Origin of the sequence: Thiohalobacter thiocyanaticus, from assembly GCF_002356355.1 — a bacterium.
Taxonomy (GTDB): Bacteria; Pseudomonadota; Gammaproteobacteria; order Thiohalobacterales; family Thiohalobacteraceae; genus Thiohalobacter; species Thiohalobacter thiocyanaticus_A.
In genome coordinates, this window is sequence record NZ_AP018052.1 from 871295 (window position 1) to 897830 (window position 26536).

Genomic DNA, 26536 nt, shown 5'->3' on the forward strand with positions numbered 1-26536 from the left:
GTGGTCGAGTAGGATGGGTGGAGGCGCTTGCGCCGCAATCCATCGGTTATCCCGGTGATGGGTTGCGCTTCGCTTCACCCATCCTACTGCCTCAATCCCCGAACTGCTTCAGCATGCTCTCCATGGTGTGCACCATCTCCGCCAACTGGGTGGCGTCACAGGCGCTCTGGCGCGCGGCGTCCAGCGTCTGGCCGGCGCCGTCGCTGATGTTGGTGACGTTGCGATTGATCTCATCGGCCACTGCGCTCTGTTCCTCGGCGGCGGTGGCGATCTGGGTGGCCATGTCGGAGATGGTGGCGACGTTGTCGCTGATGGTGTTGAGCGATGCCACGGCCTGCTGGGCCTGCTCGACACTTTCATGCGCCGTGTTCTGACCCTGCTCCATCACCGCGGCGGCCGACTTGGCCTCGCCCTGCAGCCGCTCGATGATGGACTGGATCTCGCCGGTGGACTGCTGGGTGCGGGTGGCCAGCCCCCGCACCTCCTCGGCCACCACGGCGAAGCCGCGGCCGTGTTCTCCGGCCCGCGCGGCCTCGATGGCGGCGTTGAGCGCCAGCAGGTTGGTCTGCTCGGCAATGCCGCTGATGACGTCGATCACGGTGCCGATGTCATCGGTCTGGCTGCGCAGGGATTCCATGGTCTGCGCAGCCTGGCCGACCTCGCCGGTCAGACGCTCGATGGTGGCAGCGGTGGCGTTGACCACCTGTTTGCCGGTGGCGACCTCCTGCTGGGCGGTTTTCGCGGCCTCCGCTGTCACCGAGGTGTTCCGGGCCACCTCCTGCACCGTGGCGGCCATTTCGTTGACCGCCGAGGCCACCTGGTCGACCTCGGCCTGCTGGGCCTGGGCGCCGTTCAGGGTCTGGTCGGAGGCCGCGGCGGTGGAACTGGCGGTGTGGGAGAGGCCGCCGGCGGTGTCGCCGACCCGACCGAGGATGGTGTTGATCTTCGCCTGTTGGGTCTTGAGTGCGGTGGCGAGTTGGGCGACCTCGTCCAGATCGCCGCCGTAGACGTGGTTGGCCAGCGGATTGTCGCTGAAACTCCGCGACTCGGCGGCAACCCGGCGCAGACGCCGGGTCAGGCCGTGGGCCAGGGCAAAGCCCGCGCCCAGCCCGGCGGCCAGCATGATGCCGGTGGCAGCGCCGCCGGCGCCGGTCAGTCCGGCCAGACCCAGGGTGGTCAGCCCCTGCAGCGCGGCGATGCCGGCAAAGTTGCGCCCCCGGGCGCCGATGCGCCGCCAGGCCGGAAAGGGATTGCCGCCCCGGTTGAGTCGGGCGTAGAACTTCTCGGCCCGGTCCCGGTCATCGGCCTCCGGCAGGGTCCGCACCGACTGGTAGCCCACCACCCGGCCCTGGTCGTAGACCGGGGTGACGTAGGCGCTGACCCAGTAGAAGTCCCCGTTCTTGCGGCGGTTCTTGACCAGGCCCAGCCAGGGGGTGTTGGATTTCAGGTGCGACCACAGGTTCTCGAAGGCCGCCGACGGCATGTCCGGATGACGGACGAGATTGTGGGGCTCGCCCAGGGCCTCCTGTTCGGAGAATCCGGAGACCTCGACGAAGGTGGCGTTCACATGGGTGATGCGGCTGTCCAGGTCGGTGGTGGAGACGATCCGGGCGTCGGGAGCAAAGCTGATTTCCGTGCCGGTTACGGGCAGGTTTTTGCGCATGGGTGCCTTCCAGTCAAGTGTTGCCAAGGTGCCGCCGGCGCCCGCAATGGATCGGGAGGAGGACGGCCGGCGGCATGTGTCTGGGGTCGTGTTTCGTATCAGGCAAGCTTCGTGCCTGTATTCGATGGAGGTAGCGTTCAGTGCGGATAAAAATTGAATTTCCTGTAACATATAGATTATATGCATCTGAAAGCGCGGCAGGTGTGCGCGACCTGCCGGTTTCGTACAATAGTCGCTTTCAGCCCACACGGACCCGGAGACCCCGATGACCAGCACCAGGCTCAACCGCTACAGTTCCCGCATCACCCAGCCCAAGTCCCAGGGCGCCTCCCAGGCCATGCTCTACGGCACCGGCCTGAGCGAGGCCGATATGGACAAGGCCCAGATCGGGATCGGCAGCGTCTGGTGGGAGGGCAACACCTGCAACATGCACCTCAATGACCTGGCGGCGCAGGTCAAGGAGGGCGTGATCGGCGCGGAGATGGTCGGCATGCGCTTCAACACCATCGGGGTCTCCGACGGCATCTCCATGGGCACCGAGGGCATGAGCTATTCGCTGCAGTCGCGCGACATCATCGCCGACTCCATCGAGACCGTGGTCAGCGCCCAGTGGTACGACGGCCTGATCGTGCTGCCCGGCTGCGACAAGAACATGCCCGGCGCCCTGATCGCCATGGGCCGACTCAACCGGCCCTCCATCATGGTATACGGCGGCACCATCAAGCCCGGCCACAGCCACGGCGAGACCCTGGACATCGTCTCCGCCTTCCAGAGCTATGGCGCCTTCCTGGCGCACAAGATCGAGGAGGAAGAACGCCGGGACATCGTCCAGCACGCCTGCCCCGGTCCCGGCGCCTGCGGCGGCATGTACACCGCCAACACCATGGCCTCGGCGATCGAGGCCATGGGCATGTCGCTGCCCTACAGTTCCTGCACCCCGGCGGTGGATCCGGCCAAGATCGAGGAGTGCCGACGCGCCGGCGCGGCCATGCGGGTGCTGCTGGAGCGCGACATCAAGCCGCGCGACATCATGACCCGGGCCGCCTTCGAGAACGCCATGGTCATGCTGATGGCCCTGGGCGGCTCGACCAATGCCGTGCTGCACCTGCTGGCCATGGCCCGCGCGGTGGACGTGGACCTGACCCTCGACGACTTCCAGAAGGTCTCCGACCGCATCCCCTTCATCGCCGACCTCAAGCCCTCGGGCCAGTATGTGATGGAGGACCTGCACAACGCCGGCGGCATCCCGGCGGTGATGAAATACCTGCTGGCCAACGACCTGATCGACGGCAGTTGCCTGACTGTGACCGGCAAGACCATTGCCGAGAACCTGGCCGGGCTGCCCGACCTGGAACCGGGGCAGCAGGTGGTGCACAGTCTGGACAACCCGATCAAGGAATCCGGCCACATCCGCATCCTCAAGGGCAACCTGGCCCCGGGCGGCTCGGTGGCCAAGATCACCGGCAAGGAGGGGCTGCACTTCTCCGGACCGGCCCGGGTCTATGACTGCGAGGAGGACATGCTCAAGGGGCTGGAGAACAACGAGATCGACAAGGGTGACGTGGTGGTGATCCGCTACGAGGGCCCCAAGGGCGGCCCCGGCATGCCGGAAATGCTGACCCCGACCTCGGCCATCATGGGCGCGGGCCTGGGCAAGGACGTGGCCCTGCTCACCGACGGCCGCTTCTCCGGCGGCTCGCACGGCTTCATCATCGGCCACATCGTGCCCGAGGCGCAGGAGGGCGGCCCGCTGGGTCTGATCCGTGATGGCGACGTGGTCACCATCGACGCCGAGACCAATACCCTGAGCGTGGATGTCAGCGACGCGGAGATGGACCAGCGTCGCGCCGAGTGGGCCATGCCGCCTTACAAGGCCACCCGCGGCACCCTGTACAAGTACATCAAGGTGGTCAAGGATGCTTCACACGGCTGTGTGACGGACGAGTAGATAAAAATATTCAACGCAGAGACGCGAAGGCGCGCAGAGGCCGCAGAGTTGTTGCTGCTAACCCCGCCATTGCCGTGTCGCTTCGCGACCGGCGACGGCTGAAATTCCGTTTATAGCTTTGCGTTGAGAACTTGAATTACAGGGAGTAGGTCGGGTTAGCCCGGCAGGGCGTAACCCGACAAGGGGCAGGGATGGCTTTGTCGGGTTACGCGGTGCTAACCCGACCTACGCGACTTGAATTACAGGACGTAGGGTGGGCTTTGCGTTCTCTGCGTTGAGCACTTGAATCACAACGTATCCCAGCTGGAGCGCTTCTTCACCCGGATCCGCGGCAGGATCAGGCCGAGTATGATGCCGACGATGATCACGCCGGCGCCGACCATGAACCAGTCGCGCTTGGTGCGGTCGCTCAGGGCCTCGTTCTCCTGCGCCAGCCGCTGCTGCTCGCGTTCCATCTGCAGCATCCGGTTCTTGAGTTCCTTGTTCTCCTCGGCGATGGCCAGGCTGCTGGAGGCGGTGCGGCGGATCTCCATCAGTTCCTGCTTGAGTCGGCTGTTCTCCTCCAGCAGGGCGCTGAGTTTGCCTTCCAGGCTGCCCTTCTCGCTCTTGAGGTTGCTCAGGTTCTCCAGCCGCTCGCGCTCGGCGGCCTGCAGTTCGGCCAGTTTCTTCTCGGCCCGGGCCAGGCGGTCGCGGGCCGAAGGGATGTCCATCAGCAGCCGGCTCAGTACCCAGCCTTCGACACCGCTGGGGGCGCGTACCCGGCTGTAGCCGGCGTCGGCGTTCACCTCCAGCACCTCCAGCGGTGTACCGCTGTCCAGCATGCGGATAATGCGGTGCTGGGTGCTGGTGCCGCTGCGCAGGGGTATCTCCAGCTGGTCGCTGACGTAGCGGGTCTCGGCCAGGGCGGGGGTGGCGAGCAGGCCGATCAGCAATGTCCATACGAAGGCTTTCACGTTGGCTCCCTTGAATCCGGTGTTGGTCCGGGCAGATTGTAGGCGATGCAGGGGATGCGGGAACCTGAACCCTTTCACGGCCCGGCGTTTGCGGTAGGATATCAGGACTGCATTGAAAATTCTCCGCCGGTGGAGGGGCAATTGCGACTGCAACCAAACAGAGAATGGCTGGACGACGTCCGCCGGGTGGAATCCCCCAACCAGGACGCACGTCCCGACCCGGAGGACATTTCGCTGCTGGTCATCCACGGTATCAGCCTGCCGCCGGGCGATTTCGGCGGGCCCTGGATCGAGCGGCTGTTCTGCAACCGACTGGACCCCGATGTCCATCCCTATTTCCGCGAGATCGCCCACCTGCGGGTCTCGGCCCATCTGCTGCTGCGCCGCGACGGCGAGTTGATCCAGTTCGTGCCCTTCACCCGTCGGGCCTGGCATGCCGGCAGCAGCTGTTTCAGCGGGCGCGAGGCCTGCAACGACTATTCCATCGGCATCGAGCTGGAAGGCACTGACGAACAGCCCTACACCACGACGCAATATACGCGTCTGGCCGAGGTGATCGCCGTCCTGCAGGCGGCCTGGCCGGCCATCACCCCGGGGCGTATCGTCGGTCACTGCAATGTGGCGCCGGGGCGCAAGACCGACCCCGGCCCGGCCTTCGACTGGTCGCACCTGGCCGGCCTGCTCGCCCCCGCCGGCGGCCTGGCCCAGGGAGATACGTCATGAAATTTCTCATTATCCTGCTGGCACTGGGGCTTGAGCGTCTGTGGCCACAGCTGCCGCAGTGGCGGCCCGTGGAGCGTTTCCATGCCTACACGGACGCCTTCCGCAGTCGCTTCACCCAACCCTGGCTGCTGGGCCGGGGCGGACTGGTGGCGCTGCTTGCGCCCTGGTTGCTGGGCACCTGGCTGCTGCTGGAACTGCTGGAACCCCTGGACTGGCTGATCGGCCTGGCGGTGCTGCTGCTGTGTCTGGGGCCGCGGGATCTGCTGGGCGACCTGCGGCGGCTGGGCGCGGACCTGGGCATCGGCGGCGCCGGACCGGAGTCGCTGGCAGCGTTCGGCCTGACCGGTACGCCGACGGGCGAGACCCTGGCCGGCGCCCTGATCCGGGAAGCCCTGGTGCGGCTGTTCGGGGTGGTGTTCTGGTTTGCCCTGCTGGGCCCGGTCGGGGCGCTGCTCTATCGTCTCACTCAGCTGCTGGCGGCACGCGAGGATGGCGAGGAGGACGACTTCGGTCTGGCGGTGTGGCAGCTGCAGGCCCTGCTCGACTGGCTGCCGGCGCGGCTGCTCGCCGCCACCGGGGCGCTGATCGGCAACTTCGATGCCACCCTGGCCGCCTGGCGTGAATGCGCTCCGGCCGATCCCTTCGACGATTCGCGGGAATTCGCCGCCGAGGTGGCGCTGGAGAGCATGGAACTGGAGTCCGGTACCGGGCCGGCTACGGCGCTGGAAAGCGCCCGCGGCTATCTGGTCCGCGCCGGCGTGGCCTGGCTGGCGCTGCTGGCGCTGTTGACCCTGGCGGACTGGTTGGCGTGAGTGCAGGCGCTGAACCCGGCGCACGCTTTGATCTGCTGCGCCACGGCGAGCCGGTGGGCGGCAGGCGTTACCGCGGTCAGCGCGACGACCCCCTGAGCGAGACCGGCTGGCTGCAGATGTGGGCCGCGGTCGGCGCGGCGCCGCCCTGGATCCGCATCATCAGTTCGCCGCTGGCACGCTGTGCGGCCTTTGCCGAGGCCCTGGCCGAACGGTTCGCGCTGCCGCTCGACTATGAGGATCGTTTCAAGGAGATCGGCTTCGGCAGCTGGGAAGGTCGCACAACCGCCGAACTCGAGCAGGAGGTCCCGGCCGAACTGGCGCGCTTTCGCGCCGACCCGGTGGGCGGCCGGCCGCCGGGTGCGGAGCCGCTGGCGGAGTTCATTGCCCGCGTCGATGCGGGCTGGGGCGATTGCGTCGAGCGCTGTCGCGGTGAGTCGGTGCTGATCGTCGCCCATGCCGGCACCATCCGCGCCCTGATCGGTCGGGTGCTGGCGCTGCCGCCCGCGGCCCTGCAGCGCATCAAGGTGCCCTATGCCGGGATGGCCCGGATCGAGCTCGATAGCGCGCGCGGGGCCTCGCTGGCGCTGCCGGTGGGGCAGGGCAGGAGCGGGTAGGATGGGGGAAGCGCAGCGCAACCCATCATTGAGCCTCTCTGCGATGGGTTGCGGCGCCCGGCGCCTCCACCCATCCTACGCCCCCGTCCCCATTACCTCCTGTGTTTCCCGGTAGCCCACCTCGTAACCGTGGGTATGGGCCTTGCCCCAGGGCAGCAGGGCCTGGTCGGTGACCAGGTCTGCGGGGTCGGGGCTGATGCCGGCGGCGCGGATGGCATCACTGTGGCCGTGTTCGATCAGTCCGGCCAGCATGCCGTTGGCATAGCCGCGGTTGTACCACAGCTGGGCATCCTCGCTGTGGTGTTCGAATCCTTCGGTTTCCGCATACAGCCTGGCAACCAGCTTCAGCAGCCGCTCCAGTATCTCCTCACTCCTCACTCCTCACTCCTCACTTCTGACGCGGCCCGGCATTCTACGCCGGGGGCCCCGGGGATTGGTATCCCCCGCTCCGGCACAGGTAGAATGACCGCTCCCGACGGCAGGCAACAGGCAAAGCTCATGGCCAAACTCAAGCTGGTTTCCTTCAATGTCAACGGCATCCGGGCGCGGATGCACCAGTTGCAGGCATTGCGCGAGATCCATGCGCCGGCTGTCATCGGGCTGCAGGAGACCAAGGTCCAGGATCCGGACTTCCCCGTCGATGCCGTGAGCGAACTGGGCTACGAGGTCCATTATCACGGCCAGAAGAGTCATTATGGCGTGGCCCTGCTGTCGCGCCTGCCGGTCAAGGCCGCCCGCTGCGGTTATCCCTTCGATGGCGAGGACGCCCAGCGCCGGGTGGTGAGCGGCACCTACGCACTGCCCGGCGGCGACGAGATCACGGTCGTCAATGCCTATTTCCCGCAGGGCGAGAATCGCGACCACGCCGTGAAGTTCCCGGCCAAACGCCGGTTCTATGCCGACATGCTCAAGTACCTGGAGCAGGAATATTCCCCCGGGCAGAACCTGGTACTGATGGGGGACATGAATGTCGCGCCGCTGGATCAGGATATCGGCATCGGGCCGGACAATGCCAAACGCTGGCTGCGCGAGGGCAAGACCAGCTTCCTGCCCGAGGAGCGCGAGTGGTACCAGAAACTCATCGACTGGGGACTGGTGGACAGCTTCCGCGGCTGCCATCCGGACACCGACGATCTGTTCAGCTGGTTCGACTACCGCAGCCGCGGCTTCGAGCGTGATCCCCGGCGTGGCCTGCGCATCGATCTCGTGCTCGCCACCCCGCCATTGATGGAGCGCTGTGTGGACGCCGGTATCGACTATGATATCCGCGCCATGGACAAGCCCTCGGATCACTGTCCGGTGTGGGTGGAGATTGAAGGGTGAGCAGTGAGGGGGGTGGTTGCCTCCTCTTCACCCCGTGCCGGAATTCTGTGATCCCGACGCGGTTTCCCGCCGCGTTTCCTGCTATCTTAAGCCCGGTATATCCCATTGCCGGCGAGGACGGTATGAATCCGGAACTGGCCAACCGCATCCAGACCTATCTGGAAACCCGGGGCATTGCCTACCGCCTGCATGCCCATTCCCCGACCGAAACCCTGGCCGAGGCGGCCGAACGCAGTCAGCTGGGACTGCAATGCCTGGTGCGCGCGGTGCTGCTGAGCGATGCCCGGGGTCTGGTGCTGGCCGTGCTCCCGGCCAATCACCTGCTGGACTTTCACGCCATCCGTGAATGCCTGGGGCGTGACCTGCAGCCGGTGGACCGGCCGGTCGCGGCCAGCACCTTCGCCGACTGCGAAAGCGGTTCCGTGCCGCCGCTCGGCGCCCCCTATGGCCTGACCACCCTGGTGCATACGGCGGTGTTCGCGCAGCCCACGGTCTGCTTCGAGCCGGGTCTGCGCGACCGCCTGGTATGCATGGCGGGCGAGGTTTTCACCGAACTGCACCGCGACAGCCAGCGTGCCGAAATCGCCCGTCCCCTGTCGGTACTGGAGAGCCGGGACGTGCGTGAATTCACCCTGCCGGGTCAGTGGGAGCGCATGCCTGCCCTGCAGGGACTGCATCCGGTCGACGACATTCGCGAGCGCATCACCGCCATCGATCGCCTGCCGGCCATGCCGGCCATGGCGCGCCGGCTGCTGCGGCTGCGCAATGACGCGGAAGCCGATGTACAGGATCTGGTTGAGGTTGTCTCGGGGGACCCCAGTCTCACCGCTCAGATCCTGCGCTATGCCCGGTCGGGTTTCTTCAACTACGCCGGCCGCGTGGATACCCTGGATCAGGCCGTCACCCGGGTGCTGGGGTTCGAGACGGTGCTCAACATGGCGCTGGGTCTGGCCGCCAGCAAGGCCTTCCGCAATCCCGCCGACGGCCCGCTGGGGCTGCAGGCCTTCTGGCGCCATGCCGCCTACGGCGCGGCCCTGGCTCAGGCCATTGCCAGCCGCTACGGACGCAGGCTCGATCTCAAGCCGGGGCTGGCCTACCTGGCCGGATTGCTGCACAACTTCGGTTTCCTGCTGCTCGGGCATCTGTACCGGTCCGAGTTCTTTCTGCTCAACAAGGTGGTGGCGGCCAATCCCCACATTCCGGTGGTGCTGATAGAGCGCCGCCTCATTGGTGCGAGTCATACTGAACTGGGGGCCCGCCTGATGCAGGAATGGGCGATGCCGGAGCCGGTGGTGACCGCATTGCGTGAACATCACAACGAGATGTACAGCGGCGCCCATGATGCCTATGCCGGGCTGGTCTATCTGGTGGACTGGCTGCTGCGGCGCGAGGGGCTGGGGGATGGCGCCGAGGGCGAGCCGCCCACGGCGGTACTGACACGCCTGGGTCTGGAGTTGGAGCAACTCGATGAGCTGGTGGAGGCCTGCCTCCATGAGCGTCAGGGACTGGATGCAATGGCGCGACAGCTGGCGGCCTGAGCGGCATTCTGCGCCGGATTATTCTCCCTGCCGCGTCCGCGGCGGAAAGCGCTGCGGCTCCAGCCGCCAGCGCCGCGGCCCGGCGATCAGTACGATGAAGGACGGTCCGCCGTGGGTGCGGCTGCGACCCGCTGCCCCGGGGTTGATCACCCAGGGTTCGGCCGCATCGTCGCAGGTCAGGCGATGGCTGTGGCCATAGACGATGGCCCGGGCGCGCGGATAACGGCCTCGCAGTCGCTGGTGGCGCTGCGCCGCGCTGCGGCACTGGTGTCCGTGAACCGCCACCAATTCGCCCCCGGGCAGCGCCAGTGCGATCTCCCACTGCAGGTTGTCCAGCTGCATCCGTTCAGCCGCCGGCCATTTCGCGGGTATATCATTGTTGCCGCGAATGGCGACCACTTCACCCGAGCGCGGCCGCAGCTGATCGAGCACCTGCGCGCTGCCGATGTCACCGGCATGCACCGCCAGGTCGCAGCGCGCAACCCGTTCGGCGATGCGCGGGTCCAGGTAACCATGGGTGTCGGCGAGCAGGGCAATGCGCATGCCGGCGCTAGCGGGGATTGAGAGCAAGTTCACCGCGCTGGCTGAACGGCAGCGGGGCGCGCAGGCCCTGCAGGCTGATGCTGCCTTCCAGGGCATAGCTGAAGGCCTCGCCGTCGCCGGGGCTGCGCAGCTGTTCGTAGATGCGCAGCAGGTTGCTGACCACGCTCACCGTGATTACCTGCTCGCCGTAGGCGGGCAGCGTTTCCAGATCGCGGCTCACGCCGGTGGCGAACTCGCGACCGTTGAGAAGCAGCCGGTAGCTCATCCCGCTGATGGGCAGATCGAAGTTGTTCGGGTTCTGGATGCGCAGGTGCAGGAGATAGCGTTGCTCGAACAGGGTGGCTTCGACCAGCTGCAGGTTGTTCAGGCTGACGCTGGGTGCCTCGGGCCGGGTGAGAAAATGACTGCAGCCGGCAAGAAGCAACAGCAGGGCGAGAGCCGGCAGCGAACAGCGATGGGAGCGGCAGCGGGGCATGGCGACGTCCTCGTCAGTGCGGATTGTCCGCAATTGTTCGCGGACCCTGTCGCCGGGATAATAAACGAGGACGGGGCCGGTTGCAGCCCCGCGGGCGGGAGCAGGAACGGGGCGCGACGGCCCTATTCGTCAGCGAAGACGTCGAACAGATGCTGGCGCAGCAGTTCGGCTTCGCGGCGTTCTTCCAGGCGGCGCCGGGCAACGGCCTGACGCAGTGCGTTGGAACTCACCTTGCCCTTGTGTTTCCTGGCCGGTGCAGTCGATGAAACAGAGGTGGTATGACGTTTCGGGCTCATGGCGTCCTCCCCGGTTGCTGGGTCGAAACGGCAAGTACACGCACACTTTCATGGTGGCGTCATGAGTTGTATCGGTCAAGCCCGGAGCCGGCTTTAGGCCGGCGTGCAGATTTACCTGTTCAACCGCCCGGACAGGGCGCGCTGCGGCGGCGATTGCCGCGGGACTCAGCCGCGTTCGCGCTGCTGTCGGTCCAGTTCCGCGCGGTCGGCTTCCGACAGGTAGGGGGAATCGCCGAACATGGCGTTCTCGTCCTCCTCGCGCTTGTCGGTCGCGGCCTCGGTTGATGCCTTTGTCGCCGATTCCGCGCCGACCTGCGGGCTGTTCTCATTGCGACGTTCCGCCAGCTGCGGTCGTGTCTCGGGATTCTGCAGTGCGGGCGGCTGCTCGCCGCACAGATCCTGTGAGCTGGCGGCCAGATGCCGATAGACCTCGCGGTAGCGTTCGGTCATGTCCTCGAACAGTTCCGCGGTCTTCTGGAAATGCTGGTTGACCTTCTGCTTGTACTGGTCGAGTTCCTCGCGGCTGCGCTCCAGTTCGGCCTGCAGGCTGCGGGCCCGGGAGTCCTGATTCAGCCACAGATAACTCACCAGAAATCCGCTTACCAGACCGAGCAGCAGCGCGATCAGCAACAGTGACCAGAAGGTGAACTCGTTGATGGCTTCCATGTTGCTCCTTAATTGTTGTCTGTCTGTGAGGTGAGGGTGCGCCTGATCTGTTCCGGAACAGGGTCGAGCAGGGCGCCGTCGGCGCCGATTCGCGGGTAGGGCAGTCCCAGGCCGTCATAGCGCTGCGCCAGGCGTGGATACCCCCAGCGGAACAGCAGCCGTGCCCGCAGTTCCGGATCAAGACGGGGTGTGTCATAGCAGCCCGCCTGTTCGCGCTGGCGCTGTGCCTCATAGAGTATCACTGCCGCGGCCACGGAGACATTCAGCGACGCGACCATGCCCGTCATGGGGATGGTGATTTCGGCGTCCGCCAGCGCCAGGGCCTGGCCGCTGACGCCGTATTTTTCCGTACCCATGAGGATTGCGGTCGGTCTGCTGTAGTCGATCCGGCGGAAGTCGCGGGCGCGCTCCGACAGGTGAGCGGCGACCACCTGGAAGCCGCGCGCCTGCAGGGCATCGACCGCATCGGCGGTGGCGGCATGGTTGTGGACCCGAACCCATTTCTGACTGCCCATGGCCGTGCCCTTGCGGCTGCGGTAAGGACGTTCGGGACTGACCGCATGCATGTCCAGCACCCCCACGGCATCGGCTGTGCGCTGGATCGCGGACAGATTGTGGGGTTTATGCACGCCTTCCAGGATCAGGGTCAGGTCGGGCTGGCGGCGGTCGAGTACTTCGATGATGCGTTGATAACGGGCAGGGGTCATGGGTTGGTTTCATGCAGTATGTTTGATGTATATTAAATGAATAAAATATAGTGATGTATTCATTATACTGCCCGGACCCCTCCCGGTCCCGGAGGGAGGGGTTTGTGCGGGCGGTAAGCTCTGAGGCCTGAAGATGAAAGCGATTGCACGTGTGCTGGGCATCGATGCCGATACCACCGGTCATATGGAGAAACTGATCTCCGGTGTGGGCGGTTTTGTCGGGATCATCTGTATTATGTGGCTGACCGCGCCACTGGCCGATGCCCGGGGTTTTCCACTGATCATTGCTTCCATGGGAGCTTCGGCGGTACTGCTGTTCGCCGCACCGCACGGCAAGCTGTCCCAGCCCTGGAACCTGCTCGCCGGGCACGGCGTATCGGCCGTGGTCGGCGTATTCGTCGCCCAGCAGGTCGAGCCGTTGCTGCTGGCCGGCTCCCTGGCGGTTGGCGGTGCAATCACGGTGATGTACTACCTGCGCGCCACCCACCCGCCGGGCGGTGCCACGGCGCTGGTGGCCGTGATCGGCGGAGAGCCCATCCGCGAACTGGGCTACCTGTATGCCCTCACTCCCATCCTGGTCAATGCCGTGATCATCCTTGCCGTTGCCGTGCTGGTGAACGCCGCATTTCACTGGCGGCGTTATCCCCCCGGCCTGTACCAGCTGTTCGAGCGGAGTCAGGCGCATGCCGTTGCCGCGCCGCCGGCTTCGGATCTCGCGGACTTCGATCTGGAAGATCTGGACTATGCCCTGGGGCGCATCGGTTCCTATATCGATGTCAGCGAGGACGATCTCGCCACCATCTACCGCCTGGCACGGGAACATGCTGATACCCGGCACGTCCCGCTCGATTCCATCCGCGTCGGGAGTTACTACTCCAACGGTGACTATGGCCACCACTGGTCGGTACGCCAGGTGGTGGATACCGACGAGCGCCCCGACGGCAAGGGCCTGGTGATCTACAAGACCGTGGCTGGCAGGAACCGCCGTCAGAGCGGGACCTGCACCCGGGACGAATTCGCCCGCTGGGCGAAATACGAGGTATTTCTCAACGAGAACTCCTGGCAGCGGGTTACGTAGCCTTCTCTGATCGTGTGTCCTCCGCCTCGCAGCCGTCAGATGACCCGATTGCGGCTGTCGCCCGCCTGAAACGCCTCGATGTTGGCCTGCAGTTCGTCGATCAGACGCTGGCGTGCCTCGCGCGCGGCCCAGGCCACGTGCGGGGTGACGATCAGGTTGGGCAGGTCGGCGGTGAGCAGCGGATGCCGTGCCGGCGGCGGTTCACTGGCCAGCACGTCCAGCGCCGCGCCGCCCAGCTGCCCTGACTGCAGGGCCGCGAGCAGGGCGTCTTCATCCACGATGCCGCCGCGGGCGGTATTGATCAGCAGGGCGTGCCGCGGCATGCGCCGCAGTGCTGCCGCATCGATCAGTCCCTGCGTATGCGGCGTCAACGGGCAGTGCAGGGAAAGCACATCCGCCGTTTGCAGTACCGTGGGGAAAGGCGTGCGCCCGGGGCGCGGCTGCGCTGCCCCCGGACGTTCACTGATCAGTACATGCATGCCGAAGGCCTCGCCCAGCCGCGCCACGGCATGCCCCAGTTCCCCGTAGCCCACGATGCCCAGCGTTCGCCCGGCCAGTTCCCCGACCGGATAGTCCAGCACGCAGAAGTGCAGCGACTGCGACCATGTGTCGCGTGCCGCCCGGCGGTGCTCGCTCAGCCGCCGCGTCAGGCTCAGGATCAGAGCGAAGGTGTGTTCGGCCACGGACGGCGTGGCGTAGGCGGTGACATTGCATACCCCGATCCCGAGCCGGCGCGCGGCCTCGAGATCCACATTGTTGGTCCCGGTGGCGGCCACGCAGATCAGCTGCAGCCGGCTGGCCGCGAGTGCATCGGCATCCAGCGGGCACTTGTTGGTAATGGCAAGATCGCGCCCGGACAGACGCGCCGCCAGTTGATCCGGTCGGGTATGGTCGTGCAACTCCCACGCGGGCAGGCTGGCCAGCAGGCCATCCAGGCGCAGATCGCCGGGATGCAGGCTGTCAAGATCGAGGATCACGCCTTTGCGGCAGGCTGGGGTATCCATGGTCCTGTTCGGGCTTGGCTCATGGTCTGATTGTAACACTCGCGCCGGTGCCCCGGACATCAAGCTTCACGCCCGTCGGCCGATATCGGGGTCAACCGGACACCCTTCGTGGAACGAGCGCGGCAGACACGCGCAGCCTGACAGGAGAACGACAATGCACTGGCTCATGGGGAGCATTCGTAACAAGTTGCTACTGATTTCCGGCGGCGGCACCCTGCTGCTGCTGCTGGCGAGTTTCTTCGGGTTCGGGCAACTCAACGGGGCCATCGAGCGTTACCACCAGCTCAACGATGTTGAACTCATTCACGAACGTCTGGCTCAGCAGCTGGAATTGAGCTATCGGGAACAACAGCTGGCCTGGAGTCGGCTGCTGCTGCAGGCCGGCAGTGTCACGGAGCTGGAACGTCACTGGCTCGACTATCAGGCACTGGCGCAACGGGTGCGCGAGCAGGCCGACATCCTGGCCACGGAGATGGACGACTCCGAGATCCTGAGCCGTATCGAGGCCTTTCAGACCGATTATGAGCAGTGGGTTGCCGATCAGCATGCAGCGCTGCAGCTGCTGCGTCAGAACGGATTTGATGCTGATCGGGCGGGATTGACCACTGCCGCGGCAGACCAGCAGTTGACCACTCAGCTCGTTGGCCTGATCACCACCCTGCAGGACCGTACCCTGCAGACCAGTACGGCGGCCCGGGAGTCTGCCCGCGAAGGCTACCATCTCAGCCTCGGACTGATGGCAGTGGTGGTCGCGGTTGCAGCGGTCCTGTTCTTTGTCGGGGTGCAGACCCAGATTATCCGCCCGGCCCAGCATCTGGCCACCCGGCTCAAGGCCATCGCGACCGGGGATTTCACCGTCTCGGTGGATGTCACCCAACGTGACGAACTGGGTCAGATCGCCGATGCGGTGCGTGAGATCTGCGGTCACCTGGGCGAGATGGTGGGTGAGTTTTCACGCGTGTCCGCCACCCTGACCGGGGCCGCCGAGCAGCTGGCAGTGATTACATCCCACACCCGTCAGGGCGTCAAGGAGCAGCAGAGCGAAACCGATCAGGTGGCCACGGCCATCAACCAGATGACGGCCAGCGTACAGGAAGTGGCACAGAGCACCGTTTCCGCCGCCGAGGCGGCCAGCAATGCCGACAGCGAGGTCGGCAACGGCCAGCAGGTGGTGCGCGAGACGGTCCAGGCCATCAACGCGCTGGCCGCCGATGTCCGCCAGGGCGCGACGGTCATCGCCAAGCTGGACTCCGACAGCGAAACCATCGGCACCGTGCTGGACGTGATCCGCGGCATTGCCGAACAGACCAATCTGCTGGCGCTCAATGCCGCCATCGAGGCCGCGCGGGCCGGCGAGCAGGGGCGCGGTTTTGCCGTGGTGGCCGACGAGGTGCGGACCCTGGCCCAGCGTACCCAGGAATCCACCGAGGAGATCCAGGCCATGATCGAGCGTCTGCAGGGCGGCGCGCGTGAAGCGGTGGAGGTCATGGAGCGCAGCCGCAGCCAGGCCGAATCCAGCGTCGAGCAGGCCTCGCGGGCCGATCAGTCACTGCAGTCGATCCAGGCCGCGGTGGCCACCATCCACAACATGAGCACCCAGATCGCCAGCGCTGCCGAGGAACAGGGCGCGGTGGCCGAGGAGATCAACTGCAACATCAGCAACATCACCGAGGTGGTCGGTCGTACCGCCGATGAGGCCGAGCAGATTGCCGCTTCGAGTCAGGATCTGAATACGCTGTCGGGTGAACTGCAGGCCGTGGTGGGCAGATTCCGGATCTGACGTTGCGAGAGCCCGCATGCCCGGATCCGGCAGGCCCAGCCGCCGCAGGAACTACTCGCGAACCGGGAATTTCTGCAGCTTGCGCTGCAGGGTGCGACGGTGCATGCCCAGGGCGCGGGCGGTAGCGGAGATGTTGTAATCGTGCTCGTGCAGCACACGTTGTATGTATTCCCATTCAAGGCGGCGTGGTGGCAGCGGCGTGATTGCAGGCATCACAGCGGAGTCGCCTTCGCGCTGAGCGAACGCTGCGATCAGATCGTCAGGGTCGGTGGGTTTGGTCAGATATTGTATGGCTCCCAATTTGATGGCTTCGACAGCCGTCGCGATACTTGCATAGCCGGTAAGTACCACGATCCGCATCTGCGGGTCGTGGCGACACAGTTTCTCGACCACAGGCAGCCCCGAAAATTCGCCGAGTCGCAGGTCAACGACTGCGTATGTCGGCGCGAGTTTCTTTACAAGCCGCAGTGCGTCTTGCGGTGTGTGCGCACAACCCACTTCGAAGCCGTTCCGTTCCAGGGCCCGTCCCAGGGCCACGCAGAAGGCCTCGTCGTCATCGATCAGCGCAAGTCGCTCCCGCCCCATGTTCGGTTCCTCGGCTAGACGCTGCTGTCGTTCAGCTGCAGACAGGGGAGTTGAATGCGAGTGCATAATCCGCCGCCATCACGGTTGAACAGGGTGACATAGCCTCCGAGTCTGCTGATGACGGCATGGGCCAGGAACAAACCGAGTCCCATGCCTTCGGGTTTGGTGGTGAACGGCTCCTTGCCGACACGTTGCTTCGCCTCGGAAGTGAGGCCGGCTCCCCGGTCGAGAATCTCCATGATGAGTTCATCCTGATCTATGTGCGCCCGCCATTCCACCTGATCGGGTGATGCCTGTGCAGCGTTGTCGAGGATGTTGATCAGTGCCTGGTTCAGCATACGGTCGACCATAATCGGGGCAGTGCGGCACTGGTCCTCCCAGTGGGTGTGGACGAAGGTGTCCGGTTGTGATCGCTTCCATTCCCGGAGCAGTTGCTGCAGGAACAGGTCGGCCCGCATCGGACCGCCGCCTGCAAGACGTATCTCTCCGGCCGATGCGGAAAGGGTCGATAGTGCGGCCTTGCAACGCTCAACCTGAGTGCCCAGTGTCGCGAGTCTCTGGCGTATCTGGGGGCAGGCGTCGGTGCAATCCTCCTGTAGGTCAGCCGTAATGAGCGACACGGTGGCGAGGGGTGTGCTCAGTTCGTGTGCAGTCGTGGCCGCCAGCATGCCTCTGGCGACCATCTGCTCGTCGCGTAGCGCCTGTTCTCGTGCACATGCAAGGTCGTCAGCCTGCTGGCGCATTGTCTTGCCCATGCCGACAACGAAGTAGGCGATTAGTCCGGAACTCAGCACAAACCCCAGCCACATCCCGAGGACATGCATGTCGAATGAGCTCGAGCCCCCGTGTGCATGTGTCAGGTCAACATGGTAACGCATGAGAAATGTGTAGCAAATCACGGTTGCGCCGGCCAGGGCCCAGGTATAGCGGCCGGGGAGCAGGGTCGCCGAGATGGTCAGCGGCAGCAGGAACAACAGGACAAACGGATTACTGGCGCCGCCGGAAAAGTAGAGCAGGGCGCTCAGCGCGATCACATCCACCAGCAGGTGACTGAAGAAATCCGGTTGTATCCGATGCCACTGTCGCTGCAGTGCATACCAGGCCAGGAAATTGAACAGGGTAAGTGCGGCGATGATTGTACTGATGGGGAGAATCGGCAGCCGGATGTCGAGGAGTTCGACCGCGATGATCACAGCGGTGACCTGTCCGGTGATGGCGATGGTGCGCAGAGTGAATAAGCGTTTGAGGTTCGCTGTCTGCGAGACCATGCCGGTTGGTTGTGTGTTGTCTGGCCTCATTGTGTGCCTGCGTGTTACCCGTTGACCCGGAAGCCGCGGCGCATGCGTTGGCACCGATTATGGGTGTCCGTTACTGCTACCTGCGATATGATCCATGTAACCGCCAAACAATACAACTTCCCTTAAGACCATGCTGGTTGAACCACGGTCCGTTCCCAGGCGGATCGATCAGCCGTCGCTGGCCTGCGTGTTTGTCGCTTCCTGACTGACGTAATCGTGCATGGACTGCGACACTATGTCGCATAGGCAGGCGGTCGGTTTTGAGTTAGATTTTTCACCGCAGGCATAAATCCAATCGGAACAACAGCTTTGTTCCATTCCGGAGCGGGTTTGTGTTTGTACGTTCCTTACTGAAACTGAGTTGACAGGGGCCGCGTTTGCAGGAGTGCCTGTCGGCATAAGGGATGGATCTGAGGTTGGTAACTCTATCACTACGACCAAGGTGAAAAGCATGTTTACTGGGAAGTCATTCATGACAACGCCGACCGCAATCCTCGTCTTGACGGTTGTCATGACCGGCTTGTGCGCGGCGCAGGAAGTCGAATATCTACCGGAGATGACGATTAGCGGAGACTGGCAGACGATGCCGGCCAATATGCCGAGCCCGACGATCGGTGTCACCGCCAGAGAAATGGAAGAATTCAATGTCGTCGATACCGAAGACGCCTTGAAGTACGCGCCCAATATGGTTGTGCGTAAGCGCTACATCGGCGATCGCAATTCGATCATTTCCGTGCGCGGCACCAACACTCGACAATCGGCGCGCAGTCTGGTGATGGCGGACGGTTTACTGTTAAGTAATTTCCTGGGTTCCGATTTCGGATTCCCGCCCCGCTGGTCAATGGTCAACCCGCAGGAGATAGAGCGGGTGGATGTGATTTACGGACCCTATTCGGCGTTATATTCCGGTAATTCGCTCGGTTCTACAGTATTGATCACGACCCGGATGCCCACCTCCTTCACCGCCGATGCCAGGTTTCAGGCCTTCCGCCAGGAATTCGATCTCTATTCGACCGATGCCTCCTACGGTGGTCACCGGTTCAACGGCTTGGTCGGCGACCGGGCAGGCCGGTTTTCCTATCTGTTTACGCTCGACCGGCTGGACAATGAAAGCCACCCCATGAGTTTTGCCAGCCTGTACCCTTCCACCACGCCCGCAACCGGCAGCGAGACGGTTGTCACCGGGGCAGTGCCGGACCGAGACCAGAGGAACGCGGATCGCCTGATCATCGGCTACAACAGCGAGGGAGTGGACCATACGGTCCAGGATCAACTCAAGGCGAAGTTTGCCTATGACTTCACCTCCAGCCTGCAGGGTATGCTCACTATCGGTTACTGGCAGCAGGACCGTGACAGTTCCACTGCCACCTATCTGCGGGATGCCGGCGGTAATCCTGTCTTCAGCGGGCCGATCAGCATCTCGGGTCTGCGTTACGATGTCCCTGCCGGCACCTTCGCTCCGAGTAACGGCGAGGACGCGCGCTGGTTGTATGGCGCCTCGCTCAAGACCAGAAATGTCGAGGGCTGGAACTTTGAGGCGACGGCGTCTCTGTACGAGGTGACCGAGGACATCACCCGCCGCTCGTCCAGCGCCGGCGCGGGTGCCGGCACGGTGGAATACGGCGACGATACCGGTTGGCGTACCCTGGATCTGCGGACGGATTATCGGCCGGCCGAACTCGTGGGTGGGCATTGGGTGAGCTTTGGTTATCACTATGACAGATACGCACTCGAAAACGTTGTCTACGATGCCGTGGACTGGCGGGCTGAGTCACTGGCCGGCATCAACAGCCGTTTCGCCGGACGTACCGAGACTCAGGCGGTCTATGCGCAGGACGCCTGGCAGATGAACGACTACTGGAAACTGGTGCTGGGTGCGCGCTACGAGCGCTGGCAGGCCTTCGACGGCAGGCGTGGCACGACCAATGCAAACATAAGTTACCCTGAACGCGAACAAAGCGAGTGGTCCCCCAAAGCCTCAGTGGAATACGCTCCCGATTCGCCTTGGCTGGTCCGGCTGTCGTTGGCCAGGGCGTATCGTTTCCCGACCGTAAGTGAGTTGTTCCAGGGGCGTGTCGTCGGTACGACGCTGGTCAACAATGATCCGGATCTCAAGCCCGAGGAGGCCTTTTCCAAGGATCTTACCTTCGAGCGCTTCTTCACCACCGGGGTGTTGCGACTGTCCCTGTACGAAGAGGATGTGCGTGATGTCATCATGAGTCAGACCAATACCACGGTATTCCCCAATGTGACCAACATCCAGAACATCGACCGGGTGCGTACTCGTGGAATCGAGCTTGCCTGGCAGGGCGAGAATACCTTCATTCACGGTCTCGACCTCAACGCCAGTGTCGCCTATAACCATTCCGAAACCCTGGAAAATGACAATAACCCTGATACCGAGGGTAAGAACTTCTACCGCATCCCGCGCGTGCGTGCTGATCTTCTGGCGACGTATCACCAGACGCCGAAGCTGTCCTATACTGCCGCGGTGCGTCACTCAGGACGGCAGTACAACACTCTCGACAACTCCGATACCAATACCAGCACGTTCGGCGCCACCAGCAACTTCACCGTTTTCGATGCCAAGCTGCGCTACGCTGTCAATCGGCAACTGCAGCTGGGGATCGGCATCGAGAATTTGACCGATGAACGCTACTTCGTCTATCACCCTTACCCGGGACGGACGCTTTTCGCCGAGCTCAAATTGTCGTTGAACTGACCACTTCGCTACAGGAATTGTGCCTATGACATTGCATCTATACATCAAACGCGGTCTCTGGCTCTGTATGGCAATGCTGGCCGTGGTCATACCCTCCTATGCCGCCTCGCCGCAGATCAGTGTGGCCTCTGCCGCCTTCGATTCCGAGGGCGTTCTCTGGGTGATCTCACCGCGCGATGGCCACATCTGGCTGCGCCGCTCACGCGATTTCGGCAGCAGCTTCACCCCGGCGGTTCGTCTCACCCCCGAACCGGAGGCCATCGTCGCAGACGGCGAGAACAAGCCGAAGCTTCGTGTTACCGAGGATGGCGGGGTGTATGTGTCCTACACGCGGGCGCGGGATAAACCCTATACCGGTGACATTCGTCTGATCCGCTCCCATGACGGCGGCCTTGATTTTGAGCCTCCGGTCACTGTCAATGATAACCGCGATCAGATCAGCCATCGTTTCGATGCGCTGCAGGCGGCAGGCGACGGACGACTCTGGCTGGCCTGGCTGGACAAGCGCGATCGGGCGGCAGCACAGCAACGGGGTGAGCATTACGCCGGGGCGGCGCTGTATGCGGCGGCCTCCAGTAACGGTGGGGCGAGCATCCAGCCCAATGTCAAGCTGGCCGATCACACCTGTGAATGCTGCCGTGTGGCCATGGCGCTGGATACCGATGACACCCCGGTGGTGTTCTGGCGTCATATCTTCGGCCGTAATACGCGCGATCACGCCATGCTCAGGTTGGATGGGAAATCGGAGCCGGTTCGGATTGGGTCCGAGGGTTGGGAGATCGACGCCTGCCCGCATCACGGCCCGGCGCTGGCGATCGGGCCGGACGGGCTGTACCACTTCGCCTGGTATACGCAGGCGCAGGGCCAGGCCACGCTGCATTACCTGCGCAGCCGGGACCGTGGCGAAAATTTTTCCGCAGCTATGCAGTTCGGCGATGCCCGGGCGCAGCCGGGGCACCCGGACGTGATCAGTCTCGGTGACCGGGTGGTTCTGGTGTGGAAGGAGTTCGACGGCATGCGCAGCGCCGTCATGACGCGGGTCTCAACCGACGCCGGGCGCAGCTGGGGCCCGTCCCGGCCGGTGGCGTACAGCCAGGGGCCTTCCGACCATCCCGTGCTGCTGGCCTACCGGGAGCGGGTATTCCTGTCCTGGGCGTCGCTGGAGGAGGGCTATCGCCTGTTCGAAATCGACTTTGAGGGGGTGTGACCATGCGATACCGTGTTCGGCATTATTCGCTGATGGCCTGCCTGCTGGGTTGGGTCGGGCTTGCCCTTGCCGCGCCCGCGCCCAGGCCATTCGTGGCAGGGACGATGGGGCAATTGCTCACGGCTGAGCCCGATCGCGCGCGGGTCATCGTTTTCTGGTCGCTGGAATGCAGTTACTGCCAGGAGGAGTTGCAGTGGCTGGCCGGCCGCGATGGTAGCGAGGCTGAGGTGGTGCTGGTGGCCACCGACCCGGTTACCTCGGCTGAAGCGGTTTCCACGCGTCTGCGCAAATACGGCTTCGAGCCGGCGCGTCACTGGATTTTTGCCGAAGCCTTTGTCGAGCGCTTGCGCTATGACGTGGATCCGGGCTGGGGCGGCGAACTGCCCCGCACATATCTGGTGGCCGCGGGGGAGGAACCGATCGGCGTCAGCGGTCGACTCGATCGCGAGCGTTTCGATGCCTGGCTGCAGTCGGTGACTGGAGACTGATGCAATGCCGTGCGCACGGCCGGCAACGGGTGGATTCGGCCGTGGCCTGGCCCTGGTTGCAGCCGTGTTGCACGCGCTGTTGCTGGCCTCAATGGTTCTGCCGGACCCCGCGCAGCGGGATGCGCAGAAACTGACTCAGGGGTCTCGGGAGTGTGTGACAGATCTGCCCGCTGATTTCACCACGTCCTTTGCCGCGGATGCCGGGACTGAGGCAACGGCCGGGTTCACCTCGCGCTCCCGATCAGAGCCGCGGCCGCCGCAATGAGGCCTGACGCCTTCCGCGGTAATGCCGACCCGGTACTGATTGCGCTCACCCGCCGTGCCACTTCGCCCGGCCAGGTTGCCGGCCAATGGCGGTTTCATGGCCTGGGTGAAACCACCACCAGTGCCAGCCGGCCCCGGGCACGCCGGCGGGCGAGACCGTATCCTGCGACGCAACTCCCCGGAGGCCGTCGGCAGCGGGTCTGATGGGGTCAGGCCGGGTGAAGACGAAATGCAATCCCGGGCGTTTCCGCTTGCGTCATGCGGTACAACCCCAGCAGAGTCTTGGCGTCGCGGATGGTCCCGTCACCGGCCCATTCCAGCGCCTGTTGCAGTGATACCCAGTGACATTCGATCAGTTCGTCGGCCTGGTGATCGGTCGCGACAGCCACAAGTTCCGTAGCGAGAAACAGGTGGATAACCTCATCGCAGAAGCCCGGCGTGGTCAGGATCTCACCGAGTTCGCGCCATTCGGCGGCCTGCAGCCCGGCTTCCTCTTTCAGTTCCCGCTGTGCTGTGACCTGTGGTGCCTCCCCGGCTTCCAGCTTGCCCGCCGGCAGTTCCCACAGCCAGCCGCCGGCCGCATGGCGGTACTGGCGCAGCAGGCAGACCTGGTGGTCTTCATTCACCGCCACGACTGCGGCCCCGCCGGGGTGGCGGACCACTTCCAGCGTCTGGTCACGGCCGTCGGGCCGGGTGAAGTGTTCCCGACCGAGGTCCACCAGTTCCCCTTTGTAGAGCGGAGTACGGATCATTCCAGCAGGTCGTAGCAGCCGAGCAGCTGCCCGCAGCCCTCGGGGGCGAGCGGGTCGTAGTAGAGTTGGGCCAGCTGCAGCCGCGGCGCGGGTTCCAGGTGGCTGCCGTAGACGAAGGTGCTGAAGTCCTCGCCGCCCAGGATGCGGCCGGCGAAGGTCAGGTACAGCCGGTCCAGACGGCCGGCCTGAAGCAGGGTGTTGAGCACATGCGGGCCGCCGATGACGTAGATGCTGCGATAGCCGGCCGCGGCCAGGGCGTCCAGGGTGCGGCCGCCCTCGGCCTGGTGTCCCTCACCCACGTAGTGCGCCTGTACCCCGGCCTGTTCCAGCGCCTGGATCCGCTGCGGGTCGGCATCGGCGCCGGTGAGCAGATGCAGCCGCCGGTGCGGGTAGGCCGCGAGGGCCTGGACCGGGATGTCCAGGCTGGCGCTGATGATGGCAATGTCGGGCTGGGGCGACAGCCCCTGATCCAGACGCCAGCGGCGCAGGTCGTCGAACTTCCGGCCGGCGCCGACGGGCAGGGTATCCTGGGCCTGGCCGATGGCGTATTCGCGGAAATAGCGCGCGCTGGTGATCAGCAGGTCGGCCTGGGTGCCCAGTTCCTGGAACAGCCGCCAGTCGCGCGGATTGGCAATGGCTGGCGGGACCTGGTGGGTGTCGCGGCCGGGTGCGGCCACGCCGATGCGGCCATCCAGACTGCTGATGAAATTGCTGTAGACAAAGGGCCGGCCGGGCTCGCCGCGGTGATGCAGCCGCTGCTGCAGATACAGCCCTTCGAGGGCATGGTCCCGGCTGCTGCGCGGATAGAGTTGCTGGATGCTGGTGTCGGACATCAGGTGAACAACCATTGCAGTGGCAGGGTGTTGTGGCGGCGCAGCTGGCGATACAGGTCGGGGAAGTCGAGTCCCAGCCGCTGTTTCAGCGCCGGCGCGGTGGCCTGCAGGGACCGGCGCGACGGCAGCCGCTGGAGGTGCGGGGCGCCGAACACGATCAGGTTGTTGCGCGCCTCCACCGGCAGGCGCAGCGAGCGCTGCCCGAGCGCAGCCTCGAAGCAGCGGATGTGGGCGCGGCAACGGGCCTTGTCGGTATTCCAGAGATTGAGGGCGATCAGGCCGCCTTCCCGCAGCCGCCGCTGACAGGCCTGCAGGAAGGGCTCGCAGGCCACGCCGGGATGCAGGCCGACGGCATCGAAGGCATCCACCAGGATCAGGTCGTACAGCGGCTGGGCCGGGTTGTGGATCAATTCGGTGCCGTCTCCGTGCTCGATGCGGATGCGCGGATGCTCCGGCAGCTGAAAAAAGCGCCGGGCGATCTCGATCACTGCCTCGCGGTACTCGACGACGGTGATATCGGCCTCGGGATAATGGTGGGCCAGAAAGCGCAGCAGCGAGCCGCCGCCGAGGCCGATGATGAGGATCTCCGCGGGGCGGGGCTGGAACAGCAGCCCGGCCAGCATGGCCCGGGTGTAGCTCAGCACCAGGGTGACGGGGTCGGCATGGCTCATGCTGCTCTGGCGGGCGGCGGTGCCGAAATAGAGCGAGCGCGTGTACTGGTCGTCAATGACTTCCAGCACGCCGTGCGCGTCGCGTTCGATATGCACCAGTTGCCCCCGGCCGGCCAGCATCGTTGTTCTTCCCCTCCCCCGGCGATTCCGCCCATTGTAATGACAAGGGCCTGGCTGCCAAGCAAAAAATGACCGGCCCCGCGCAGGGCGCGGGGCCGGCCGCCGGAGGAGGGCACCGGGTCCGGCGGCGTCAGGCCGCGGAGCGGTGCAGGTTGCTGAACGGGCTCTTGGGCACAGTGGTGATGCGCGGCGCGTCCTTGGTGGTGGCGACCTCGGCCAGGCTGACATTGTCCAGATAGTCGTAGATCTGGTGGCTCAGGCGGTCCCACAGGCGCAGACTGACCGGACGGGCCTCGTCCTCGGGCATCAGCGGCTTGGAGGCGGTGGCAGCCACCGAGTCGTCGACGGCGCGCAGGATGTCGGCAATGCTGACCTCGCTGGCCGGACGCCGCAGGCAGTAGCCGCCGCCGGGGCCGCGCAGGCCGGTGACCAGGCCGTGCTTGCGCAGCTGAGCGAACAGCTGCTCCAGATACGACACCGAGATCGACTGTTCCACGGAGATGTCGGCCAGAGTCACCGGTCCCTGCTTGTGGCGCAGGGCCAGTTCGATCATGGCAGTGATGGCGTAACGTCCTTTGGTTGAAATCTTCATGGTTTTACCTCTCAGCTTATCCAATGCGGTTGCATTCGCGGGGCGAGTTGAAAACTGACTGTCTTGGTCAGGAATCCTACTAATAACCCACTTGGATAGTCAAGAATTGTAGCAGAAAAATTCCCTGTTGTGAGTGATAAATCTTTGTAACCTTTCTGTATCGGAATATATCCAGCTGAAAACCAATAGGAAATTTCAGCGCTCAGGAAGCGGCGGCAGGGCGGCTGGACAGTGGCGAGCCGTCGGGGGATACTGAGTCATTGACACAGAAAATCAATCGGTTATAGATTCATATCCAGGATGGAGCGAGAGTGAGAGACATGTCGAACAATAAAGCCAACGACCTCATGCCGGGCGAGGACCGGCGTCAGCGCCAGCGGGAACGGTTGCACGCCCTGGTCAATGCACGCAATCAGACGCTGGTCGAGTACTCCAGCCTGGCGGGCATCCGCCCCTACACCCCCGAGCACCGCACCGAGGATGCGCTGAAGCGCTTCTGCCAGATCCTGGTGGATTATGCCGCCACGGCGCATTTCCAGCTCTACCGCTACATCGCCGACGGCAAGGAGCGCCGCCAGGCCGTGCGCGCCATCGCCGAGCAGATCTATCCCCAGATCGTCTCCAGTACCGATGCCATCCTGGACTTCAACGACCGCTATGATGTCGCCTCGCTGGATGACGGCCGTGTCGAGCACCTGGCCGAAGACCTGTCGCAGCTGGGCGAGATCCTGGCCGACCGCATCCAGCTCAAGGATCAGATCATCGAGGCCCTGGACGGCAGCCGTGCCGGGGAGCATAGCCAGCAGTAGCACCCCCTCCTCAATCCTCCCCCGTCGTGGGGGAGGAGGCAGCCGTGTAACAGGCAGGTGTGATCACCTGCC

27 protein-coding genes are annotated in these 26536 nt (G+C 64.5%); 12 read left to right on the forward strand and 15 right to left on the reverse strand.

Annotation, left to right across the window (positions count from 1 at the left end; all coding sequences use genetic code 11):
- Positions 1-91: 91 nt before the first annotated feature.
- Positions 92-1663 carry a methyl-accepting chemotaxis protein gene (locus CFK21_RS04025; RefSeq protein ID WP_096365000.1) on the reverse strand — a complete coding sequence of 524 codons (1572 nt, stop codon included), beginning with the start codon at positions 1661-1663 and terminating at the stop codon, positions 92-94.
- A gap of 265 nt (positions 1664-1928) precedes the next feature.
- Between CFK21_RS04025 and ilvD the strand changes: the two genes are divergently transcribed.
- On the forward strand, positions 1929-3611 hold the full coding sequence (ilvD, locus tag CFK21_RS04030; RefSeq protein WP_096365002.1) for a dihydroxy-acid dehydratase: 1683 nt from the start codon (positions 1929-1931) through the stop codon (positions 3609-3611).
- Positions 3612-3898: 287 nt separating this feature from the next.
- On the opposite strand, the gene CFK21_RS04035 is transcribed toward ilvD, so the two are convergent.
- Positions 3899-4564, reverse strand: coding sequence for a TIGR04211 family SH3 domain-containing protein (locus CFK21_RS04035; RefSeq protein ID WP_157745340.1), 666 nt, complete (start codon positions 4562-4564; stop codon positions 3899-3901).
- Between the two features lie 147 nt (positions 4565-4711).
- Between CFK21_RS04035 and ampD the strand changes: the two genes are divergently transcribed.
- From ampD to CFK21_RS04045, 3 genes are read left to right on the forward strand one after another with little or no spacing between them, the layout of a single operon-like run.
- Positions 4712-5287, forward strand: a complete 576-nt coding sequence (gene ampD / locus CFK21_RS04040; protein ID WP_096367482.1) for a 1,6-anhydro-N-acetylmuramyl-L-alanine amidase AmpD — start codon at positions 4712-4714, stop codon at positions 5285-5287.
- On the forward strand, positions 5284-6099 hold the full coding sequence (gene ampE, locus CFK21_RS15475; RefSeq protein ID WP_231971558.1) for a regulatory signaling modulator protein AmpE: 816 nt from the start codon (positions 5284-5286) through the stop codon (positions 6097-6099). The genes ampD and ampE overlap by 4 nt, the downstream gene beginning before the upstream one ends.
- Complete coding sequence (locus CFK21_RS04045; protein ID WP_231971559.1) at positions 6096-6713, forward strand: histidine phosphatase family protein; 618 nt, start codon at positions 6096-6098, stop codon at positions 6711-6713. Before ampE ends, CFK21_RS04045 begins: the two co-directional genes overlap by 4 nt.
- Positions 6714-6788: 75 nt before the next feature.
- Here CFK21_RS04045 and CFK21_RS04050 read toward each other — a convergent pair whose 3' ends face one another.
- Positions 6789-7091 (reverse strand): hypothetical protein, encoded by a 303-nt coding sequence (locus tag CFK21_RS04050; RefSeq protein WP_096365008.1) that lies wholly within the window; start codon positions 7089-7091, stop codon positions 6789-6791.
- Positions 7092-7211: 120 nt separating this feature from the next.
- Between CFK21_RS04050 and xthA the strand changes: the two genes are divergently transcribed.
- Together xthA and CFK21_RS04060 are read left to right on the forward strand one after the other, a co-directional pair.
- The gene (xthA, locus tag CFK21_RS04055) at positions 7212-8036 is read left to right on the forward strand and encodes an exodeoxyribonuclease III (RefSeq protein ID WP_096365010.1); all 825 of its coding nucleotides are present in this window, start codon (positions 7212-7214) and stop codon (positions 8034-8036) included.
- Between the two features lie 122 nt (positions 8037-8158).
- Positions 8159-9574: an HDOD domain-containing protein gene (locus CFK21_RS04060; protein ID WP_096365012.1), complete on the forward strand. Its 1416-nt coding sequence runs from the start codon at positions 8159-8161 to the stop codon at positions 9572-9574.
- Positions 9575-9592: 18 nt separating this feature from the next.
- Here the strand turns inward: CFK21_RS04060 and CFK21_RS04065 are convergent, their stop codons facing one another.
- The 5 genes from CFK21_RS04065 to trmH form a co-directional block, all read right to left on the reverse strand.
- Positions 9593-10117, reverse strand: coding sequence for a metallophosphoesterase family protein (locus tag CFK21_RS04065; protein WP_096365014.1), 525 nt, complete (start codon positions 10115-10117; stop codon positions 9593-9595).
- A gap of 7 nt (positions 10118-10124) precedes the next feature.
- Entirely contained in the window at positions 10125-10592 is a 468-nt protein-coding gene (locus tag CFK21_RS04070) for an LEA type 2 family protein (protein WP_096365017.1), read from the reverse strand.
- 122 nt (positions 10593-10714) lie between these two features.
- The gene (locus tag CFK21_RS15135; RefSeq protein WP_157745343.1) at positions 10715-10888 is read right to left on the reverse strand and encodes a hypothetical protein; all 174 of its coding nucleotides are present in this window, start codon (positions 10886-10888) and stop codon (positions 10715-10717) included.
- Between the two features lie 165 nt (positions 10889-11053).
- A complete protein-coding gene (locus tag CFK21_RS04075; RefSeq protein WP_096365019.1) occupies positions 11054-11554 on the reverse strand; it encodes a YhcB family protein in 501 nt (166 codons plus the stop codon).
- An 8-nt stretch (positions 11555-11562) separates the two neighbouring features.
- Positions 11563-12261 (reverse strand): tRNA (guanosine(18)-2'-O)-methyltransferase TrmH, encoded by a 699-nt coding sequence (trmH, locus tag CFK21_RS04080; RefSeq protein ID WP_096365021.1) that lies wholly within the window; start codon positions 12259-12261, stop codon positions 11563-11565.
- A 133-nt stretch (positions 12262-12394) separates the two neighbouring features.
- Here trmH and CFK21_RS04085 point away from each other — a divergent pair, with 133 nt between their 5' ends.
- Entirely contained in the window at positions 12395-13339 is a 945-nt protein-coding gene (locus CFK21_RS04085; RefSeq protein ID WP_096365023.1) for an HPP family protein, read from the forward strand.
- A gap of 35 nt (positions 13340-13374) precedes the next feature.
- On the opposite strand, the gene CFK21_RS04090 is transcribed toward CFK21_RS04085, so the two are convergent.
- Positions 13375-14343: a D-2-hydroxyacid dehydrogenase gene (locus CFK21_RS04090; protein WP_096365025.1), complete on the reverse strand. Its 969-nt coding sequence runs from the start codon at positions 14341-14343 to the stop codon at positions 13375-13377.
- Between the two features lie 154 nt (positions 14344-14497).
- Between CFK21_RS04090 and CFK21_RS04095 the strand changes: the two genes are divergently transcribed.
- Positions 14498-16123 (forward strand): methyl-accepting chemotaxis protein, encoded by a 1626-nt coding sequence (locus tag CFK21_RS04095; RefSeq protein ID WP_172844247.1) that lies wholly within the window; start codon positions 14498-14500, stop codon positions 16121-16123.
- 51 nt (positions 16124-16174) lie between these two features.
- On the opposite strand, the gene CFK21_RS04100 is transcribed toward CFK21_RS04095, so the two are convergent.
- Complete coding sequence (locus CFK21_RS04100; protein ID WP_096365029.1) at positions 16175-16708, reverse strand: response regulator transcription factor; 534 nt, start codon at positions 16706-16708, stop codon at positions 16175-16177.
- 14 nt (positions 16709-16722) lie between these two features.
- On the reverse strand, positions 16723-18006 hold the full coding sequence (locus CFK21_RS04105; protein ID WP_096365031.1) for an ATP-binding protein: 1284 nt from the start codon (positions 18004-18006) through the stop codon (positions 16723-16725).
- 472 nt (positions 18007-18478) lie between these two features.
- Between CFK21_RS04105 and CFK21_RS04110 the strand changes: the two genes are divergently transcribed.
- From CFK21_RS04110 to CFK21_RS04120, 3 genes are all read left to right on the forward strand, one after another.
- Positions 18479-20728, forward strand: a complete 2250-nt coding sequence (locus CFK21_RS04110) for a TonB-dependent receptor (protein WP_197702993.1) — start codon at positions 18479-18481, stop codon at positions 20726-20728.
- A gap of 67 nt (positions 20729-20795) precedes the next feature.
- Entirely contained in the window at positions 20796-21935 is a 1140-nt protein-coding gene (locus CFK21_RS04115; protein ID WP_172844248.1) for a sialidase family protein, read from the forward strand.
- A gap of 113 nt (positions 21936-22048) precedes the next feature.
- Positions 22049-22423 carry a hypothetical protein gene (locus tag CFK21_RS04120; protein ID WP_096365035.1) on the forward strand — a complete coding sequence of 125 codons (375 nt, stop codon included), beginning with the start codon at positions 22049-22051 and terminating at the stop codon, positions 22421-22423.
- Positions 22424-22896: 473 nt separating this feature from the next.
- Here the strand turns inward: CFK21_RS04120 and CFK21_RS04125 are convergent, their stop codons facing one another.
- The 4 genes from CFK21_RS04125 to CFK21_RS04140 form a co-directional block, all read right to left on the reverse strand.
- The gene (locus tag CFK21_RS04125; RefSeq protein ID WP_096365037.1) at positions 22897-23439 is read right to left on the reverse strand and encodes an NUDIX hydrolase; all 543 of its coding nucleotides are present in this window, start codon (positions 23437-23439) and stop codon (positions 22897-22899) included.
- Positions 23436-24272: a RibD family protein gene (locus tag CFK21_RS04130; protein WP_157745346.1), complete on the reverse strand. Its 837-nt coding sequence runs from the start codon at positions 24270-24272 to the stop codon at positions 23436-23438. Before CFK21_RS04130 ends, CFK21_RS04125 begins: the two co-directional genes overlap by 4 nt.
- Positions 24272-25063, reverse strand: a complete 792-nt coding sequence (locus CFK21_RS04135) for a fused MFS/spermidine synthase (RefSeq protein WP_172844249.1) — start codon at positions 25061-25063, stop codon at positions 24272-24274. Before CFK21_RS04135 ends, CFK21_RS04130 begins: the two co-directional genes overlap by 1 nt.
- Before the next feature lie 130 nt (positions 25064-25193).
- Positions 25194-25655, reverse strand: coding sequence for an Rrf2 family transcriptional regulator (locus CFK21_RS04140; protein ID WP_096365043.1), 462 nt, complete (start codon positions 25653-25655; stop codon positions 25194-25196).
- Between the two features lie 320 nt (positions 25656-25975).
- On the opposite strand from CFK21_RS04140, the gene CFK21_RS04145 reads away from it, so the two are divergent.
- Positions 25976-26464, forward strand: a complete 489-nt coding sequence (locus tag CFK21_RS04145; RefSeq protein ID WP_096365045.1) for a sigma D regulator — start codon at positions 25976-25978, stop codon at positions 26462-26464.
- The last annotated feature ends 72 nt before the right edge of the window (positions 26465-26536 follow it).